The sequence below is a fragment of the Petropleomorpha daqingensis genome (genome assembly GCF_013408985.1).
Classification (GTDB): Bacteria; Actinomycetota; Actinomycetes; order Mycobacteriales; family Geodermatophilaceae; genus Petropleomorpha; species Petropleomorpha daqingensis.
Genome location: NZ_JACBZT010000001.1, coordinates 3,167,264 through 3,183,887 on the forward strand (window position 1 = coordinate 3,167,264; position 16,624 = coordinate 3,183,887).

General features: G+C 72.5%; 12 protein-coding genes. 7 read left to right on the forward strand and 5 right to left on the reverse strand.

Features of this window, described 5'->3' with window-relative positions:
* Positions 1-22: 22 nt before the first annotated feature.
* Together GGQ55_RS15785 and GGQ55_RS15790 are read right to left on the reverse strand one after the other, a co-directional pair.
* Positions 23-2,569: a putative bifunctional diguanylate cyclase/phosphodiesterase gene (locus tag GGQ55_RS15785; protein WP_179718278.1), complete on the reverse strand. Its 2,547-nt coding sequence runs from the start codon at positions 2,567-2,569 to the stop codon at positions 23-25.
* 93 nt (positions 2,570-2,662) lie between these two features.
* On the reverse strand, positions 2,663-4,648 hold the full coding sequence (locus GGQ55_RS15790; protein WP_179718280.1) for a S8 family serine peptidase: 1,986 nt from the start codon (positions 4,646-4,648) through the stop codon (positions 2,663-2,665).
* Between the two features lie 337 nt (positions 4,649-4,985).
* Here GGQ55_RS15790 and GGQ55_RS15795 point away from each other — a divergent pair, with 337 nt between their 5' ends.
* The 3 genes from GGQ55_RS15795 to GGQ55_RS15805 all read left to right on the forward strand — a co-directional run bounded on the left by GGQ55_RS15795 (position 4,986) and on the right by GGQ55_RS15805 (position 6,986).
* The gene (locus tag GGQ55_RS15795; protein ID WP_179718282.1) at positions 4,986-5,837 is read left to right on the forward strand and encodes a polysaccharide deacetylase family protein; all 852 of its coding nucleotides are present in this window, start codon (positions 4,986-4,988) and stop codon (positions 5,835-5,837) included.
* 85 nt (positions 5,838-5,922) lie between these two features.
* Positions 5,923-6,702, forward strand: coding sequence for an SDR family NAD(P)-dependent oxidoreductase (locus tag GGQ55_RS15800; RefSeq protein ID WP_179718283.1), 780 nt, complete (start codon positions 5,923-5,925; stop codon positions 6,700-6,702).
* Positions 6,703-6,713: 11 nt separating this feature from the next.
* Positions 6,714-6,986, forward strand: a complete 273-nt coding sequence (locus tag GGQ55_RS15805) for a hypothetical protein (protein ID WP_179718285.1) — start codon at positions 6,714-6,716, stop codon at positions 6,984-6,986.
* Here GGQ55_RS15805 and GGQ55_RS15810 read toward each other — a convergent pair.
* The 3 genes from GGQ55_RS15810 to GGQ55_RS15820 are packed head-to-tail and all read right to left on the reverse strand — an operon-like array spanning position 6,983 to position 11,015.
* A complete protein-coding gene (locus tag GGQ55_RS15810; RefSeq protein ID WP_179718287.1) occupies positions 6,983-9,292 on the reverse strand; it encodes a SpoIIE family protein phosphatase in 2,310 nt (769 codons plus the stop codon). The genes GGQ55_RS15805 and GGQ55_RS15810 overlap by 4 nt on opposite strands.
* Complete coding sequence (locus GGQ55_RS15815; protein ID WP_179718288.1) at positions 9,289-9,882, reverse strand: biliverdin-producing heme oxygenase; 594 nt, start codon at positions 9,880-9,882, stop codon at positions 9,289-9,291. Before GGQ55_RS15815 ends, GGQ55_RS15810 begins: the two co-directional genes overlap by 4 nt.
* 11 nt (positions 9,883-9,893) lie before the next feature.
* The gene (locus tag GGQ55_RS15820) at positions 9,894-11,015 is read right to left on the reverse strand and encodes a PucR family transcriptional regulator (protein ID WP_366489454.1); all 1,122 of its coding nucleotides are present in this window, start codon (positions 11,013-11,015) and stop codon (positions 9,894-9,896) included.
* 145 nt (positions 11,016-11,160) lie between these two features.
* Between GGQ55_RS15820 and GGQ55_RS15825 the strand changes: the two genes are divergently transcribed.
* The 4 genes from GGQ55_RS15825 to GGQ55_RS15840 all read left to right on the forward strand — a co-directional run bounded on the left by GGQ55_RS15825 (position 11,161) and on the right by GGQ55_RS15840 (position 16,557).
* Positions 11,161-12,087 carry a proline dehydrogenase family protein gene (locus GGQ55_RS15825; RefSeq protein WP_218860350.1) on the forward strand — a complete coding sequence of 309 codons (927 nt, stop codon included), beginning with the start codon at positions 11,161-11,163 and terminating at the stop codon, positions 12,085-12,087.
* Positions 12,088-12,092: 5 nt separating this feature from the next.
* Positions 12,093-13,718: an L-glutamate gamma-semialdehyde dehydrogenase gene (gene pruA / locus GGQ55_RS15830; RefSeq protein ID WP_179718290.1), complete on the forward strand. Its 1,626-nt coding sequence runs from the start codon at positions 12,093-12,095 to the stop codon at positions 13,716-13,718.
* Positions 13,719-13,861: 143 nt separating this feature from the next.
* Positions 13,862-14,788 (forward strand): succinylglutamate desuccinylase/aspartoacylase family protein, encoded by a 927-nt coding sequence (locus GGQ55_RS15835; RefSeq protein ID WP_179718292.1) that lies wholly within the window; start codon positions 13,862-13,864, stop codon positions 14,786-14,788.
* A 368-nt stretch (positions 14,789-15,156) separates the two neighbouring features.
* On the forward strand, positions 15,157-16,557 hold the full coding sequence (locus tag GGQ55_RS15840; RefSeq protein WP_179718294.1) for an ABC transporter substrate-binding protein: 1,401 nt from the start codon (positions 15,157-15,159) through the stop codon (positions 16,555-16,557).
* Positions 16,558-16,624: the final 67 nt, after the last annotated feature.

Consider the following 16,624-nt stretch of genomic DNA (forward strand, 5'->3'; position numbering starts at 1 on the left):
CAACCGACGGATCCCCTCCGCGTCAGCCGGCCTTGGAGACCCGTTCCGAGGTCTCCTGGCCGGGGATGTCCTCCCAGGACTCGCCGCGGACGAGCGACATGACCATGTCGGCGTCCACGGGTCGGGAGAACAGGTAGCCCTGCGCCAGGTCGCAACCCAGCGCAGCCACGTGCTCCTGCTGCTGCGTGGTCTCGATGCCCTCGGCGATCGTCAGCAGGCCGAGCGTGCCGGCCAGGTCGACGATCGCGCGGGTGATCGCGTCGTCGTTGGCGTCCCGGCCGAGGCCGTCGACGAACTCGCGGGCGACCTTGAGCATGTCGATCGGGAACCGCCGCAGGTAGGCCAGCGACGAGTAGCCGGTGCCGAAGTCGTCGATCGCGATCCGCACGCCGAGGTCCTTGAGCGCCCACAGGGTGGTCGCCGCGGTGTCGCGGTCGTGCATGAGCATCGTCTCGGTGATCTCGAGGACCAGCCGGTGCGGGTCGAGCGCCGACTCGGTCAGCGCCGCGCGGACCTCCTCGACCAGCCCCTCGTGCTGCAGCTGCCGCGCCGAGAGGTTGACCGTGACCAGCAGCTCGTCCTCCGGGTCGATGGAACGCACCCAGCGGGCGGCCTGCATGCAGGCGTCGCGGAGCACGATCGCACCGATGTCGGTGATCAGCCCGGTCTCCTCGGCCAGCGGGATGAACTGGTCGGGCATCCGCAGCCCCTTGGTGGGGGACTGCCACCGGACCAGCGCCTCCGCGCCGATCGGCCGGCCGCTGCGCATGTCGATCAGCGGCTGGTAGGCGACGACGAACTCCTCGTTCTGGACGGCCGCGGTCAGCTCCGACTCGGCGTCCTGCCGGGTGTCGGTGTGCTCGCCGATGCCGGGCTCGTAGAACAGGTGCGTGCTGCCGCCGCTGCGCTTGGCGGCGTACATCGCGGCGTCGGCCTGGCGGATGAGCACGTCGGCGTCGCCGATGCCCTCCTCGCCCAGCGCGATGCCGATGCTCATGCCGACGGTGGCCATCCGGCCGTCGCCGAGGTCGACGGGGACTTCGAGCTGCGAGCGCAGCCGCTCGATCACCCGCGTCACGCCGGCGCGGTCGATCGGCCCGCCGAGCACGATGGCGAACTCGTCGCCACCGAGACGGGCGGCGGTGTCGGTCGGCCGCAGGCAGCCGCGGATCCGGTCGGCGACCGTGCGCAGCAGCAGGTCACCGGCGTCGTGGCCGTAGGTGTCGTTGACCGGCTTGAAGCCGTCGAGGTCGATGTACAGGATCGCCGGCCAGTCGTGCGTCCGGGCCGCCGACTCCACCGCGTGCTTGGCGCGGTCGAGGTACAGCGTCCGGTTCGGCAGCCCGGTCAGCGGGTCGTGCAGGGCCTGGTGGCGCAGCTGCTCCTTGAGGTCGGTGACCTCGCGCAGCGTCTCCTCCAGGCGACCGCGCTCCAGCGACGTGCCCACGTGGCGGGAGAAGGTCTCCAGCAGCGCGAGGTCGTCGTCGGTGAACGAGGAGACCTCACCGTGGCGGCCGCCGATGAGCAGCAGGCCGTGCACGCGGTCGTCGGTGCGCAGGACGGCGGCGATCGTGTCCTTGAGCTTGCGGTCGCTGGCGTAGGCGTCCAGCTGGCCACCGCGGCCGACACCCGCACGCGTGGTCAGGACGCCGGCGGCCGTGGCCAGGCGCAGCAGGCCCTCGTACTGCGTGTCGTCCTGCAGCGGCTCCAGGGCGACCGGCTCGCGGCCCTCCCGGCTGGTGCTGACGGTCGGCAGCTCGCGCTCGCTGGTGTCCAGCAGGAGCAGCTCGGCCATCTCGGCGCGGAAGGCCGAGCGGACCGACGTCAGGAACTCGCCCAGGGCGGCGTGGCTGTCGCCGTGGTGCAGCAGCGCGGTCACCTCGTGCAGCCGGCGCAGGTTCTCCTGCTGCAGGTTGGCCTTGGTGAACGCCCGGTAGGCGACGATGATCAGGGTGGTCGGCAGCGCCAGCAGGGCCAGCGCGGCCGGGTCGCTCGTGACGGTCCGGGCCACGACCAGGCCGATCGCCGCGGCGGCGATCGCGGCCGGCACGGTCGGCGTGCACATCTCGACGAACTTGCGCAGGTCGACGCGGCCCTCGGAGACGCTGATGACCGCGAAGATGCTCGCGTTGCCCACCAGGTTCGCGCACAGGACGGCGGCCAGGGCGGCCAGCCAGTACCAGGTCTCGGAGATCGGCGCGCTGAGGACGGCGTCCACGGTCGTGGCCACGGACCCGGTCAGCGCGAACAGCGCCGTGTTGAACGCCAGCTTCAGACCGCGCTGACGGCGGTGCAGGAGCAGCGCCGCCCCCTGGCCGACCACCTGGGCCACCACGAGGTGACCCGGGATGGTCAGCACCAGGCCGGCGGCGAGCACCAGGTCGCTGATCGAGAAGGTGTGCGAGTCCTTCTTGACCTGGACGTGCACCGGGAAGGCCTCGGCGGCGGCGAAGGCCGCCGCCCAGAGCACCCACGGCAGGTTCAGGGCCGTGGATGCCCCGGAAAGCGGGTGGACGACGATGACGAACAGCGCCACCGCCACCGCAGCCAGAGCGGTCGTGATCAGCATGATCCGCTGGGGAACATTGAGCCGGAACGCACGGGGAGCCGTGCCAGGAGCACCGTTCGTCATCGTCGTCACCTCCTTAAGGGGTTAGAGCCGTCAGGCCCAGTCCGCGCCGGACCAGCTGACGCCGCTCCAGCTCACGCCGGACCAGCTCACGCCGCTCCAGCTGACACCGGACCAGGACACGCCGCTCCAGCTGACACCGGACCAGCTCACGCCGCTCCAGCTGACACCGGACCAGGACACGCCGCTCCAGCTCACGCCGGACCAGCTGACACCGGACCACGACACACCGCTCCAGCTCACGCCGGACCAGCTGACACCGGACCAGCTGACACCGGACAGGGCCGGGTCGGCCTCGGGCGAGTCGGCCGGAGCCGGCTCCGCCGAGGGGTCGGTCGCGTCGGTGGCGGCCGCCTCCTGGTTGGTGGTGGCGACGTCCTCGGTGATCGTCTCGGCCGAGGACTGGTCGATGTCGGTGCCGGTCACGTCGACCTCACCGGTCACGGTCTGACCGTCGACCTCGACGTGGACCGAACCACGCGCGGCCTCGAGCGAACCGTTACCGGTCGAACGCGAGTAGTTCTGGACCGCGTCCGGGGTCGGGGCGTTCATGGCGGCGGCCAGGTCGATCAGGCCGCTGCCCTGCTGCGCCGGGGTGGCGTTCGGCACGTGCTGGGCCGTCCCCATGAGGAGGGCCTTCACCTGGTCCGGGGTCAGGTCAGGACGCTGCGAGAGGAGCAGCGCCGCGGCACCCGAGACGACCGCGGTCGCCTGCGAGGTACCACTGCCGCGGAAGTACCGCTCGTCGATGACAGCCCCGGGGTGGGACTGGTCGAGGAACGAGTTCGGGCTCCGCAGGCTGACCACGTGCTCGCCAGGGGCGACCACGTCCGGGTTGCGGGTGCCGTCACCGTCGTTCGAGAACGTGGAGACGGTGTCGTCGGCCACGGTGGCCGTCCCGTTGGTGTTGTCGCTGCCGACCGCGATCAGGTACGGGTCGTAGGCGGGGTTGTTCACCTTCTGGGTGCCGAAGCCCTCGTTGCCGACGGCCACGACCACGACGATGCCCTTGTGCCAGGCCTGCTCGGCCGCGTAGGCCAGCGGGTCCAGCAGGTAGCTCTGGGTACCGTCGGTGCCGAAGGACATGTTCACGACGCGGATGTTGAAACCGTTGTCGTGAGCGTGCTCGGTCACCCAGTCGATGGCGGCGATCGCCTGCGAGACGTCGGTGTGACCCAGGGCGTCAGCGACCTTGATGCTGACGATCCGGGCGTCCGGCGCCACGCCGACGTAGTCCGTCGAGTTGCCGGCGTAGTTCCCGGCAGCCGAGGAGTCACGACCGGCGATGATGCTGGCCATGGCGGTCCCGTGACCGTTGGTGTCCAGGTTCTCCACCGGCGTGCCGGCCTCGAACGACAGGTCCGGGCCGTAGACGACGTTGCCGCTGTCCATGCCCTGGACCGGGACGGTGCCCGAGTCGATGACCGCGACGTCGATGCCCTTGCCGGTCGCGCCGGCCTTCCACAGCGACGCGGCGCCGGTCTCGTTGTTGGTGATGTTGAACAGCGAGCCGGCCTGGGCAGCGACCCCGGACACGACGTCGGCGACGGTGTTCACCGCAGCGGTCGTCGTGTCGGCCACGGCCTGGGTCGTGTCCGTCACCGTGGTGGTCGTGTCCGCCACGGCGGTCGTGGCCACCGTGGTGGTCGTGCTCAGGACGCCCCCGAGCAGACCGCCGCCGAGGCTGTTGAGGGTCAGCGACGCGTCCTGGGTGACCTTGTCGACACCCGGGACGGCACGCAGCGCGTCGATGCGGTCACCCGGCACCTTGGCGCTGAAGCCCTGGAAGACCGAGTACTCCTGGCCGACCGAACCGCCGAAAGCCTCGACAGCGCGCTCCGGCCCGTTCCCGGTACCAGCGGTCTCCTGGACGATCACCGGGACGAGGTCGGCCGAGGACGGCGTGGCGGCCTCGGCCACCGATGCCATCGCCGGCCCGGCCACGCCCGCGGCCAGGAAGGCAGCGGTCGCGACGGTCGCGACCCTGCGTGCGTGCTGGGGCAGCCCGCCCCATGTCACGCCACGAGAGAAGGAAGCGGTCGCTTCCTCTCGCTTGAGCACCACGTGCACCTCCGTGTGTTGGTTGCAGTGCCTTGCGCAAAGGGAGTCGGCACGCGGAGGCGCAAGCTGTATGCGCTCAAGCGAGGAGAGTGGCGGAGCCTCACCCCTCCGGGGGGTGTGCCGCGCCGGGAGTGGAGATCACGGCCCGAACCGATCACGCTGCGTCGCCGCTCACGCGCTCTCGGCGGCCGTCGCCGTGACCCTCCGTCAACGGTCCCTGACGGTGCGAACGGGTGCGGCGCGTCGCCCCTGACCTGCACGGACACCCGGAGCGCCGTGGCTAGCGTCCGGCGCCATGGACCGACGACGGTTCCTGCTCCTCCTGGCCGCCGGGCTCGCCGGTGCCGCGGTGGCCCACGGCGCCGAGCAGCTGCCCATGGCCGAGGCCGCGGCGTCCCGCCCCGCCCGACAGCAGCCGCCCGCCCCGGCCGCCGCCCAGCAGCCGGCCGGGCCGGCTCCCGTCGTCCCGGTGCCGGCCGACCCGCCGGTGGGGGTGGTCAGCAGCCTGCCGGGGGAGGGGACCGCGCTGGCGCTGACCATCGACGACGGCGTGAGCGACGAGGTCGTCGGCGCTTACGCGCAGCTGGCCCTGGACACCGGGATCCGGCTGACCTTCTTCCCGAACGGCTGCTACCGCTCGTGGACCGACCGCGCGGCCGTCCTCCGCCCCCTGGTCGACTCCGGTCAGGTCGCGCTGGGCAACCACACCTGGTCGCACCGCGACCTGACCACCCTGGCCGACGCGGACGTCGCCGGGGAGATCGCGCGCAACCGCGACTTCCTGCAGGACACCTTCGGCGCCGGGGGCACCCCGTTCTTCCGTCCCCCGTACGGCGCCCACGACGAGCGCGTCGACCGGATCGCGGCCGAGCAGGGGCACCCGACCGTCGTCATGTGGAACGGCACCCTCGGCGACGACCGGCTGCTCTCCGGCGAGGAGCTGCTCGGGTTCGCACGGCAGTGGTTCGCCGCCCAGGCGATCGTGATCGGCCACGCCAACCACCCCCCGGTCACCACCGTCTACGGGCAGCTGCTCGACCTGATGGCCGAGCGCGGCCTGCACACGGTCACCCTCGCCGACGTCTGGGCACGGCCGGCCGACCGGCTGGGCGGGCTGTCCGGCAGCGCCGTCGCCCCGGTGCGCTGAGCCCGGACGGACCCGACCTGCGGGGCCTCCGGTTCTCCGCGAGAGTGATCACCGGCAAGGCCGTCGCACGGGAACGGAGCACTGCATGGCTGTCACCGGGTCGCTCGAGGGGCGCGTCGCCCTGGTCACCGGCGGAGCGAGCGGCCTGGGCCGCGCGACCTGCCTCGCGCTCGCCGAGGCCGGCGCGCACGTGGCCATCGCCGACATCGACGCCCAGGGCAGCGAGCAGACCCGGGCGCTGGTCACCGACGCCGGTGGCTCGGCCGACGTCGTCCCGCTCGACGTCACCGACGACGAGAACCGCCGCCGCGTCGTCGCCGAGCTGTTCGACCGGCACGGCGACGCCTTCGACGTCCTCGTGAACGTGGCCGGCATCGACCGGCCCGGCTACATCACCGACATCGACCTCGCCGACTACCGGCTCGTGCAGGCGGTCAACTGCGAGGGACCTGTCTTCCTGACCAGCGAGTTCATGAAGCGGGTGCAGCACCTGCCCGAGGGCCGCACGGCCGACGTCGTCCACATCGTCTCGCTGTCGGCGATCACCTCCGGCAGCGGCGCGATCGCCTACAACGGCTCGAAGGCCGGCTTCCGCAACGCGACCAGGTGCATCCAGCGCGAGCTCCGGGAGAAGGCGGTCCAGCTGCCCGACGGCGGCGAGCGGCCGTTCCCGTGCCGCGTGCAGAGCGTCGTGCCGGCGGCCATGGACACGCCGATGATGGAGCAGTGGGGCATCCCGTCCCACCTGATGATGCCGCCCTCCGCCGTGGCAGAGACCGTCCGCACGTTGGTGCTGCTGCACCCGGCGGCCTATGTTCCCGAGATGCAGATCGTGCCGCGGCTCGAGCCGAACTTCCCCCGCTGAGGAGATCTGCGATGGACCGCGATGACCTCCCCGACACCGCGATGGCCTCCGGCTCCGACGCCGGCGAGCCGGGCGAGCACCTGGGTCCCGCCGACCTCGGGCCCGACGAGCAGCGGCTGCTGCAGGCCCTGGAGAGCGACATCGACCGCTCGCCGGACGAGGACGCCGACCTGCTGGTCGAGGCGGCCGAGGACGAGGCGCCGCTGCCGGCGCAGGGCGGGGCCCAGGACGACGGCCTGAGCCCGCGCTTCTCCGCCCCCGACAGCGGGCCGACGGCCCCCTAGCCGGCGAGCCGGACGGCGACCAGCGCGACGTCGTCCTCGGTGCGCTCGGCGGGCAGCATCCCGGCCAGCAGCTCGTCGCTGACCTCCTCCACCGGTCGCTGCCGCAGCCCGGCGAGCAGCTGCTGCAGCTGCTCGACGCCGTCGTCGAAGACCTGGTCGCGGCGCTCGACCAGCCCGTCGGTGTAGAGCAGCAGCGTCGAACCGGGCTCCAGCACGGCCTCGGTGTCGGTGCGGTCGGTCGTCGGCTCGACGCCGAGCATCAGCCCCCGCGCGGAGAGCACCTGCTGCGCGCCGTCCGGGCCGACGACCAGCGGCGGCAGGTGACCGGCGTTCGACCAGCGCAGCACCCGCGACCCGTCGTCGGCGTGCGCCAGCCGGGCGACCAGGACGGTCGCCATGGCGCCGAGCCCGAGGCCGTCGATCGCGGCGTCGAGGCGGGCGAGCACCTGCGCCGGGCTCTGCGCGCTGTCGTAGGCGATGCCGCGGAGCAGCCCGCGCAGCTGCGCCATGCAGGCCGCCGCCTCGGTGTCGTGGCCGGCGACGTCGCCGATCACCAGCATCGTCGAGCCGTCGGGCTGGGCGAACACGTCGTACCAGTCACCGCCGACCTGGGCCTCCCGGGCCGCGGGCACGTAGCGCACGGCGATCTCGAGGTGCCCCGGCTGCGGCGGATCGGTGAGCAGGCTGCGCTGCAGGGTCTCGGCCGCGCGCACGATGCTGCGCGAGCGGGCGTAGAGCGCCTCGAGCAGGTGGGTGCGCAGCTCGTTCGCCTCGGCGACCTGCTGCCCGGTCCACGGCTCCGACCGGCCGCGCACGGTCTCGCGCCACCTGTCGAACGACTTGCGGGGGGAGAGGCGGATCTCCTCGCCCTCTCGCTCGGCGATCGCCTTGTTGTGCGGGTCGCCGCCCCAGTCGATCTGCCGCACCCTCTCACCGCGGACCCACAGCACGAACTGGCCCTCGGGCAGCGGCAGCACGAGCGCGCCGCACGCCAGGTCCAGCGGCGCCCCCAGCTGCGGCGCCTGATCCGGCAGCGCGTCGGTGGCGACGACGTCCGCGCCGCGCCCGGCGGCCCACGCGGCGACCGCCTCGGCCAGCCCCGAGGGCAGCTCCGCGCCGCGGGTGGCGGTGTGCCCCTGCAGCCGGACGACGACGCTGTCGGCGGGCAGCAGGTCGAGCAGGTCCGGCGAGCCCATCAGGGTGTCGGCGAGCGGGCGGTCCTCGTCGAGCGTGGCCGCGGTGAGCCAGGCCAGCGTCGAGCGCACCTGCAGCGCGCGCTCGGTCTCCTCCTCCTTGGCCCGGTCCACCAGCCGCAGCGACAGCGTCGAGCCGAGGAACTCCGCCGCCGCCCGGGTCGCGTACGGCGGGGCGTGCGGCCCGGCGTAGTGGTGGCAGGCGATGAGGCCCCACAACGTGTCGTCGCGCAGCAGCGAGATCGACATCGAGGCGCGCACGCCCATGTTCTTCAGGTACTCGAGGTGGATCGGCGAGACGCTGCGCAGCGTCGAGAAGGTGAGGTCCAGCGGGAGGCCGTTGCCGGGGTGGTCGACCGGGGTCAGCCGCGACGGCACGTAGTCGACGTCGGAGATCAGCCGGATCCAGTTCTTCTCGTACAGCGCCCGCGCCTGCGCCGGGATGTCGCTGGCCGGGTAGTGCAGCCCCAGGAACGAGTTGAGGTGCTCCGCCCTGGCCTCGGCGACGACCTCGCCGTTGTAGTCGGCGTCGTAGCGGTAGACCATCACGCGGTCGAAGCCGGTCAGGGTGCGCACCGCCCGGGCGGTGATGTCGTACAGCTCCTCGAGCGAGCTCGCCCGGTTCAGCTCGCCGATCGTGCCGCGCACCGCCTGGTAGGTGTTCGGGAAGGAGAACGGCCGCGGCCCGCGGGCCGGCTCGAGCTCGACGACGAGGCTGGTGACCCCTTCACCCGTGTCGTTGGGCCGGATCACCGCGCGGTGCAGGATCGCGTCGACCGGCACCGGCGTGCCGTCGACCTCGAGCATCAGCTCGACCGGGTTGCGCTCGCGCAGGTCGCCGAAGGCGCTCGCCGAGCGGGCGACCAGGTCGGCCGGGACGACGCCGAGCACCTCCTCCAGCGGCCGGCCGAGGGCCTGCTCCGGCCGCACACCGGTGAGCGTCGCCAGGTTCTCCGACACCTGCTGGACGACGAGCTCCGGCTCGCTGACCGCGAGCAGCACGCCCCGCGGCTGGATGCTGCCGGGGATGTGGATCGGCTCACGCGCGCAGTTGTCGAGGTCGACCGGCGTCCCGGGCGCGAGCCAGTCGACCTCGGGGGTCGGGCCGGTCACGCCGCCACCGGCGCGCACCACTCCGCGAGCGACCGGAACGTCGCGCCTGCCGCGGCCACCACCCGCTGCGGGTCCTGCGTGCGCTCACGGGTGAACCGTCGGAACGCGTGCCACATGGCGCCGGTCTCGGCGCCGTAGGGCGAGAAGGCCTGCAGCCGCCCGGTCGCGGCCAGGTCGGGCAGCGTCGCCAGGTGGCGGGAGATGAACGTGCCGCCCAGCGTCGAGCCCTCGAGCACGTACAGCCGGCCGAGCGCCTCGTCGGTGCCGGCGACGGCGGGCAGCTCCGGGCGGTCGTCGGCGGACGGCTCGGCCCCCAGCATCCGCAGGTCGGCGGCGAACAGCACGCTGCGCCGTCGCCTCGCCCAGTCGACGTCGGCGGCGTCGGCCGGCTCGCGCTCGGCCCAGACGTCCAGCCCGTGCTCGGCGGCCTGCCAGAAGCCGTGCAGCAGGGTGAGGACGGCGGTCAGGCGGTCCCGGTCCAGTGCAGGACTCATGAGGTCGAGGGTGCTCTCGACCTGCTCGTGCTCGTGCGCGGTCGCCGTCCGCAGGCTCTGCAGGACATCGGCGCGGTCGCGTGCCCCTGCAGCCATCACTTGCGAGTTTACGGTCTCCAGTCCAGACGCGCCGCCCTCAGGGCGGTGTGCAGCAGCAACCGGTCGCCGCCGTCGGCGAGATCGAGGCCGGTGAGCTCCCGCACCCGGCCCAGCCGGTAGTACAGCGTCTGCCGGTGCACGCCGAGCGCGTCGGCCGCCCGCTGCGCGCTGCCGGCGCTGTCGAGGAAGACCTCGGCGGTGGCGGCGAGCAGCGGCTCGGCCAGCAGCGGGGCGACGGCCGGGTCCGGACCCGGGAGGGCGGTGATCGCCCGCCACGCGCCCAGCTCGGCCCAGTGCGCCACCGGGGAGAACTCGGGGACGGCGGCGGCCACCCGGGCGGCGGCGCGGGCCTGCGCCCACTGCCCGGGCAGGTCGCCGAACCCGGTGCCGACGGCGGAGAGCCCGGCGCTGCTCCCGGCCGGCAGGGCACGCAGCGCCGCGGCGGTCAGCGCCGAGGCCGGTCGCAGGTCCCCGGGGGAGCCCAGCGGCACCAGCACGGCCGCAACCGGGTCGTCGACGACCGCGCCGACCGTGCCGATCCCGGGGGGACGCCAGCCGGCCGGCAGCGGGCCGGGCGGCACCAGCGCGACCAGCACCTGCGCCGCGGTCGGCCCCAGCCGCTCGGCCATCGCCCGCGCGGCCCGGTCGCGGGCGGCGCCGCTGCCGGTCAGCGCGGGCGGCAGCAGGCGATCGAGCGCGTCCTCCGCCGGTTCGCGCACGGCCAGCAGCCGGCCGGCGTCGGCGGCCAGCTCCACCGCGGCGGCCAGCGCCGCGTCGTCGCCGTCGTCGGGATCGGTGCGGCCCTCGTCGAGCAGCCAGAAGTAGCCGTGCGTGCGGCCGGCGTGCCGGACCGGGAGGACCAGCCGGGTGCGGATGCCGGCCTCGGGGTCGGCGGGCGTCCGCAGCGGCCCCTCCGCCCGGGCGATCCCGAACTCCTCGAACCAGCGGCGGGTCTCCGGCGGCGAACCACGGGTCAGGATCGACCGGGTCCGGACGGCGTCCATCCCACCGGCCGCCTCCCCGTCGTGGGCGCAGAACGCCAGCAGCGTGAACTCGGCGTCCTCCAGCGTCGCCGGGGCGCCCAGCAGCCCGGACACCTGGTCCACCAGTTCCTGCAACTCGTCGCGCACGAGCCCTCCTTCCTTGTACAGGTGTATGAAAGCAGGAGGGGTGAGGTCGTACGTCTGTCGCTGGTCCCGGCGCGTCCGGGTGCTTAGCGTCGGAGGTGTTGTCGGCTGTTCTCTCCGGGTTCCTGGAGGTGGTTTCCCCGTGCTGATGCAGAGAGCCCTGCTCGCGGCCTCGCGCCGCCCCGGGCTGCGCCGGGTCGTGGTGGGCACGCCGGCCACCCGGCACGTCGTCGAGCGGTTCGTCGCCGGCGAGACGCTCGCCGACGCGCTGACCGCCGTCCGCGCGCTGGCCGACGACGGCATCGCCGTGACCCTCGACCACCTGGGCGAGGACGTCACCGACCGCGGCGAGGCCAAGCGCACCAGCGATGCCTACCTCGCCGCCCTCGAGGGGCTGGCCGGGCTGGGCCTGGGGCCGGCCGCCGAGGTCTCGGTCAAGCTGTCGGCGTTCGGGCAGTCGCTGCCCGACGGCGGCGAGGACCTCGCCCTCGAGCTGGTGCGCCCCGTCGTCGAGGCGGCCACCGCCCTGGGCACCACGGTCACCCTCGACATGGAGGACTCGACCACCGTCGACTCGACCCTCGCCGTCCTCGCCGAGCTGCGCCGCGACCACCCGGGCACCGGCGCGGTCCTGCAGGCCATGCTGCGCCGCACCGAGGACGACGCCCGCGCGCTGGCCACCGCCGGCTCGCGGGTGCGGCTGGTGAAGGGCGCCTACCGGGAGCCGCCGTCGGCCGCCTTCCAGGACCGCCGTGAGGTCGACGCCGCCTACGCGCGCTGCCTGGGCGTCCTCATGCGTGGCGGGGGCTACCCGATGGTCGGCTCGCACGACCCGGTGATGGTCGACCTGGCGCAGCGGCTGGCCGCGGAGTACGGCCGGGCAGCCGACTCCTGGGAGGTGCAGATGCTCTACGGCATCCGCCCCGACGAGCAGCGCCGGCTGGCCGCCGAGGGCGTGCGCGTGCGCGCCTACGTCCCCTACGGCGTCGATTGGTACGGCTACTTCATGCGCCGGCTCGCCGAGCGCCCCGCCAACCTCCGCTTCTTCCTGCGCTCCCTCGCGACGAAAGGCTGAGATCCATGGACGCCGTCACCCGGGTCCCCGCGCCGCGCAACGAACCGGTGCTGGACTACGCCCCCGGCTCGCCCGAGCGGGCCGCGCTCGAGCTGCGCCTCGCCGAGCTCGCTGAGACCCCGTTCGAGCTGCCGATGACCATCGGCGGCCGCGAGCGCATGGGGGCCGGGGCCGAGTTCGAGGTCGTGCAGCCGCACCGGCACGCCGCCGTCCTCGGCCGGTCCGCGCACGCCACCCGGTCCGACGCCGAGGACGCGGTCCGCTCGGCCAAGGACGCCGCCCCGCTGTGGCGCGACCTCTCCTTCGACGACCGCGCCGCGGTGTTCCTCAGGGCCGCCGACCTGCTCGCCGGCCCGTGGCGGCAGACCCTCAACGCCGCGACCGTGCTCGGCCAGAGCAAGACCTCCTACCAGGCCGAGATCGACAGCGCCTGCGAGCTGATCGACTTCTGGCGCTGGAACGTGCACTTCGCCCGCGAGATCGTCGCCGAGCAGCCCGTGAGCTCGCCGGGCGTCTGGAACCGGACCGACCACCGCCCGCTCGAGGGCTTCGTCTACGCCATCACGCCGTTCAACTTCACCGCGATCGCCGGCAACCTCCCGACCGCGCCCGCGCTGATGGGCAACACCGTCGTCTGGAAGCCGGCGCCCACCCAGCAGTTCGCCGCGCACTTCACCATGCGGCTGCTCACCGAGGCCGGGCTGCCGCCGGGCGTGATCAACCTGGTCACCGGCGACGGGCTGGCCGTCTCCGACGTCGTCCTGGCCGACCCCGACCTCGCCGGCATCCACTTCACCGGGTCGACCAAGGTCTTCCAGTCCCTGTGGCGCACGGTGGGGGAGAACATCGCCTCCTACCGGTCCTACCCGCGGGTGGTGGGGGAGACCGGCGGCAAGGACTTCGTCGTCGCCCACCCGTCGGCCGACGTCGACGTGCTGCGCACCGCGCTGATCCGCGGCGCCTTCGAGTTCCAGGGCCAGAAGTGCTCGGCCGCCTCGCGGGCGTACGTCCCGCGCAGCGTCTGGAGCCGGCTGCGCGACGACCTGATCGGCGAGACCGAGGCGCTGACGATGGGCGACGTCACCGACTTCTCGAACTTCATGGGCGCGGTCATCGACCGGCGCTCGTTCGACAAGCTGGCGCGGGTGGTCGACGCGGCGAAGAACGACCCGGCGCTGACCGTGGTCGCCGGCGGCTCCGTCGACGACAGCGAGGGCTTCTTCGTCCGCCCGACGATCGTCGAGGGCACCGACCCCGGGCACGAGATGTTCACGACCGAGTACTTCGGCCCGGTGCTCGCCGTGCACGTCTACGACGACGCCGACTACGACACCGTGCTCGAGCAGATGGAGTCGGTGGCGCCGTACGCGCTGACCGGCTCGATCATCGCCCAGGACCGTGCGGCGATCGCCGAGGCGCAGCGCTACCTGCGCTTCGCCGCGGGCAACTTCTACGTCAACGACAAGCCGACCGGCGCCGTCGTCGGCCAGCAGCCGTTCGGCGGCGGGCGGGCGTCGGGGACCAACGACAAGGCCGGCTCGGCGCAGAACCTGCTGCGCTGGACCTCGACCCGGTCGATCAAGGAGACGTTCGTCCCCCCGACCGACCACCGCTACCCCCACCAGGGCTGATGCGGAGGCTGAGAAGCGAGGTTTCCTCGCCTGCCAGCCTCCGTCGGGGCCGGTGACGGCGCCGTAGGCGGTTCCCTGCGCGGCCGGGCCGCGGGTGTGGTGCATGCTGCAACCATCCCGTCCCGTCTGCGCGAGGGCTGCTGGTGATCACGAAGACATCGCTCCTGCTCGACCGTCTCCCTGGTGAGCCGGTCGAGATCCCGTACGCCCGGATCGAGGGCGAGGCAGGGGACGGCCCGCACCTCGCGCTGCTGGCCGGGGTGCACGGCGGGGAGTACACGAGCATGGCGGCCGTGCGGACCTTCGTCGCCGAGGTCGACGTCCGCCGCCTCAAGGGGTCGATCACCGCGGTGCCGATCCTGAACCAGCCCGCCTTCTGGGCGCGCAGCGCGTTCGTGGTTCCCGCGGACGGCAAGAACCTCAACCGGTGCTTCCCGGGGGACACGTCCGGCAGCTACAGCGAGGCGCTCGCCCACGCTGTGCTCGACGCGTTCATCCGCCCGGTGGACCACCTGGTGGACCTGCACGCCGGCGACATCTTCGAGGCGCTGGAGCCCTTCTGCCTCTACGACGAGTCGCCGGTGGGGGCGCAGGCCCGCGAACTCGCCCTCGCCTACGGCAACGGGCACGTGGTGCGGCAGAGCAGCGCGACGCGGACCGTCGGGGGCAGCACCAGCAGCGCCGCGGCGGATCTGGGCATCCCCGCGATCGTCGCCGAGATCGGCGGCAACGGGATCTGCGACGAGGCCTCGGTGGCCGGCCACGTGCGCGGCATCCGCAACGTCTGCGCGCACCTCGGCATGCTGCCCGCCGAGCCGGGGGAGCCTGCCCCGGCCCCGGTCGAGCACGACGGCTGGATCTGGATGCGCAGTTCGGTGCGTGGGTGGTGGCACCCCCAGGTAGCAGTCGGCGACCGGGTCCACGCCGGTGAGCTGCTCGGCTGCGTGCTCGACCCGTTCGGCGAGGAGCTCGAGCGGGTGATCGCGCCCGCCGACGGTTGCCCGCTCTTCCTCACCACGAGCCCGGCGGTCGCCGGCGACGGGTTGCTGCTCGGGCTCGCCACGCCCTGAGCCGTCGCCCCTGGGGGGTGCGCCGGGCCGTGGCCGGGAGCGCCCAGCTGGCGTTCTAAACGTAACAACAGGGAAACAGTTCCCCTCTACTGTAATGAACGCTACGGTGGCGGCGGCCCCCACAAGAGGTCGTCGCACTCACCCCCCGTTGCCGGCATCAGCCGGAGCACGCCACCGCCCGCCCCGCGGGCCGATCGATGAGGCAGTCGATGACACGTTCAACCCGAGTCAGGTTCGCCGGAGTTGCGGCGGTCGCAGCGGTAGCACTTACCGCGTGCGGCGGCGGCGCGAGCTCGTCCGGCTCCGGGAACGGCTCGCCGGTCCAGGGCGGTGACCTCACCATCGCGCGGTCGCAGGACATCATCTCGATGGACAAGACCACGACGTTCGACAACAACTCGATCTACGTCATGGAACAGATCATGGAGCCGCTCTTCACCGTCTCGAAGGACGGCTCGAAGGTCGAGCCGTGGTTGGCGACCGGCTACGACGTCTCCGACGACAAGCTGACGTACACCATCCACCTGCGCGAGGGCGTCACCTTCTCCAACGGCCAGCCTCTGACGGCGGCGGACGTGAAGTTCTCCATCGACGAGGACACCGCGACCGGCTCCGACGGATGGGGCTACATCAACTCCGCGATCGACACGGTGACCGCGACCGACGACAACACCGTGACGATCACGCTCAAGTACGCGTGGGCGCCGCTGATCGCCGACCTCTCGCTGTTCAGCAACGGCATCATCCCGAACAACTACGGCGGCCAGACCAAGGACGCGTTCTACGCCGCGCCCGTCGGCACCGGCCCGTTCATCTGGGACAGCTGGAAGAAGGGGCAGTACGTCAAGGTCAAGGCCAACAAGGACTACTGGGGCCACAAGCCGCACCTCGACAGCGTCACCTGGACCGTCGTCGCCGATGCCAACACCCGCAAGCTGCAGCTGCAGGGCGGGCAGATCGACATCGACGACACCCCTGACTGGTCGAGCTTCACGTCGCTGAAGAGCGCCCCCGGCATCAACGCCCAGACCTTCAAGTCGACGTACATGGAGTACGTCACCTTCAACGAGCAGCGTCAGCCGTTCCAGGACCCGCACGTCCGCCGGGCGATCGCCTACGCCCTCGACCGGGACGCGATCATCAAGACGGTCCTGTTCGGCAACGGCACGCCGGCCGACTCGCTGCTGTCGCCCGGGACGCCGTTCTACGACAAGGACAACGGCGCGCCGACCTTCGACATGGACAAGGCCAAGCAGGAGATGGCGCAGTCCACGGTGCCCAACGGCTTCTCGACGACGATGCTGATCAGCTCCGGTGACCCGAACCAGGCCTCCATCGCGCAGATCATGCAGTCCGAGCTCAAGGACCTGGGCATCGACCTGCAGATCCAGCAGCTGGACCCGACCGCCCAGAAGCAGGCGCGGCTGAAGTCGGACTTCGACCTGGTCGCGCAGGCCTGGACGATGGACATCCCCGACCCCGACGAGTGGACCTCCTTCGCGGTCGACCCCGACGGCGGCTCGCACTCCTCGTTCTCCTACTACACCAACCCGCAGGTCATCGACCTGAACAAGCAGGCCCAGCAGGAGACCGACGAGAGCAAGCGGCAGGACCTGTACTCGCAGATCCAGACGCAGGTCAGCGCCGACTCACCGTTCGCGTACCTGTACTACGCGCCCTACGTGTTCGCGATGACCGACCACGTCAAGGGCTTCGACGTCACGCCCCTCGGCAACTACCACCTCGAGGACGTCTACAAGACGAAGTGACCTCCCCCGGGGGCGGCGCCACCGGCGCCGCCCCCGGGCTCCCCTCTGACAGATCCGCACGAGAGAG

Bases quoted from the DNA above. Each gene is read 5' to 3' on its own strand.
- GGQ55_RS15785 (WP_179718278.1), bottom strand. From the start codon at position 2,569: ATGCTGATCACGACCGCTCTGGCTGCGGTGGCGGTGGCGCTGTTCGTC.
- GGQ55_RS15795 (WP_179718282.1), top strand. From the start codon at position 4,986: ATGGACCGACGACGGTTCCTGCTCCTCCTGGCCGCCGGGCTCGCCGGT.
- GGQ55_RS15800 (WP_179718283.1), top strand. From the start codon at position 5,923: ATGGCTGTCACCGGGTCGCTCGAGGGGCGCGTCGCCCTGGTCACCGGC.
- GGQ55_RS15805 (WP_179718285.1), top strand. From the start codon at position 6,714: ATGGACCGCGATGACCTCCCCGACACCGCGATGGCCTCCGGCTCCGAC.
- GGQ55_RS15815 (WP_179718288.1), bottom strand. From the start codon at position 9,882: ATGGCTGCAGGGGCACGCGACCGCGCCGATGTCCTGCAGAGCCTGCGG.
- GGQ55_RS15825 (WP_218860350.1), top strand. From the start codon at position 11,161: ATGCAGAGAGCCCTGCTCGCGGCCTCGCGCCGCCCCGGGCTGCGCCGG.
- pruA (WP_179718290.1), top strand. From the start codon at position 12,093: ATGGACGCCGTCACCCGGGTCCCCGCGCCGCGCAACGAACCGGTGCTG.
- GGQ55_RS15840 (WP_179718294.1), top strand. From the start codon at position 15,157: ATGGACAAGACCACGACGTTCGACAACAACTCGATCTACGTCATGGAA.